Below are 1,649 nucleotides of genomic sequence, written 5' to 3'. Positions count from 1 at the left end.
CGCGTCGGGGAAGGCCATCAAGGCGATAGCGCGGGACCTGCACCTGTCGCGCAAGGTGGTGCGCAAGGCGATCCGGGCGCCGGAAGCGGACATGGGGTATCGGCGGGAGGTACAGCCGCTGCCGAAGCTGGGGCCATTTCAGGCGCGACTGGATGCGTTGCTGGAGGAAGATGAGGCACGGCCGCGGCGCGAGAAGCTGCGCCTCACGCGCATCCACGACCTGCTGCTGCGCGAGGGGTTCGACGGCTCGTACGACGCGGTGCGGCGTTATGCGGCCCGCTGGCGCCGGGCGCGACGTCGCGATGTGATGAATGCGCCGGCGTTCATCCCGCTGCTGTTCCGGCCGGGCGAGGCTTACCAGTTCGACTGGAGCCACGAGGACGTGGAGATTTCGGGCAAGCCGATTGCCAAGTGAAGGTCGCGCATGTCCGGCTATGCGCGTCGCGGGCAATGTATGTGCGAGCCTATCCCCGCGAGACACAGGAGATGCTGTTCGACGCGCATGCGCGGGCGTTTGCCTTCTTCGGAGGTGTGCCGAGGCGCGGCATCTACGACAACATGAAGACGGCGGTCACGAGCGTGTTCACGGGCAAGGAGCGTGTCTTCAACCGGCGCTTCCTGGTCATGGCCAACCATTACATGGTCGAGCCGACCGCCTGCTCGCCGGCGTCGGGCTGGGAGAAAGGTCAGGTCGAGAACCAGGTGCAAACCGCACGCGGCCGCTTCTTCCAGCCACGCCTGCGATTTACCAGCCTCGAGGAGCTGAACGGTTGGCTGGAGGCCGAGTGTCGGCGCTGGGCAGAGTTGCACCAGCATCCCGAGCAGAAGGAACTGACGGTTGCTCAGGCCTGGGCTGCCGAGCGCAGCGTGCTCCAGCCTGTTGTCGCACCCTTCGACGGCTTTCATGAGAGCGAGCATGCGGTAAGCGGCACATGCCTCATCAGCTTCGACCGCAACCGCTACTCCGTTTCTGCCAGGATAGTGCGACGTGCCGTTCAGGTCCGCGCCTATGCCGACCGCATCGTCGTGCGCTGCGACGGGGAAGTCGTCGCCGACCATCCCCGGTTTTTCGGCCGGGACCGGACCATCTACGACCCGTGGCATTATTTGCCGGTGTTGGCGACCAAGCCGGGCGCCCTGCGGAACGGCGCGCCGTTCCAGGGCTGGGAGCTGCCGCCTGCGCTGGCACGACTGCGGCGCAAGCTTGGCGTCGGTGACGATGCCGACCGGCGGTTCGTGCGGGTGCTGGCCGCGGTGCTCGACGACGGACTCGAGGCGGTGGAAGCGGCCGTGCGCGAAGCATTGCTGGCCGGCGTGGCCAGCGACGACGTCATCGTCAACATCCTGGCCCGCCGGCGCGAACCGCCGCGACCGCTGACTATTGTCACGCCAGAAGACCTGGCGCTGCGCCATCCGCCCCGCGCCGACTGCAACCGCTATGACAGCCTGCGAGGCCTCCATGCAGCGGCATGAGATGATGACGGCCATGACCGAGTTGGGGCTGAAGGGCATGGCTGGCGCTTTCGACGAGGCGGTCACTACCGGTCTCCAGCGCAAGCGCACGACCATGGAGGTCCTGACCGACCTGCTGCGTGCCGAGGCGACGCACCGCCATGCAGCCTCGGTCCGTTACCGGATGTCGGCCGCCA

At 67.1% G+C, this 1,649-nt stretch carries 2 pseudogenes; both read left to right on the top strand.

The features are described from left to right. Positions 1–1,473: pseudogene (istA, locus tag BSZ14_RS18670) on the top strand (IS21 family transposase); the annotation flags it as partial. Next, a pseudogene (locus BSZ14_RS18665) lies at positions 1,460–1,649 on the top strand (ATPase); the annotation flags it as partial. The pseudogenes istA and BSZ14_RS18665, both read left to right, overlap by 14 nt.

It is taken from the genome of Sphingomonas sp. Sph1(2015), from assembly GCF_001970915.1.
Classification (GTDB): Bacteria; Pseudomonadota; Alphaproteobacteria; order Sphingomonadales; family Sphingomonadaceae; genus Sphingomonas; species Sphingomonas parapaucimobilis.
Note: the sequence above shows the minus strand (reverse complement) of the source record. Positions and strands in the feature narration are given on the sequence as shown.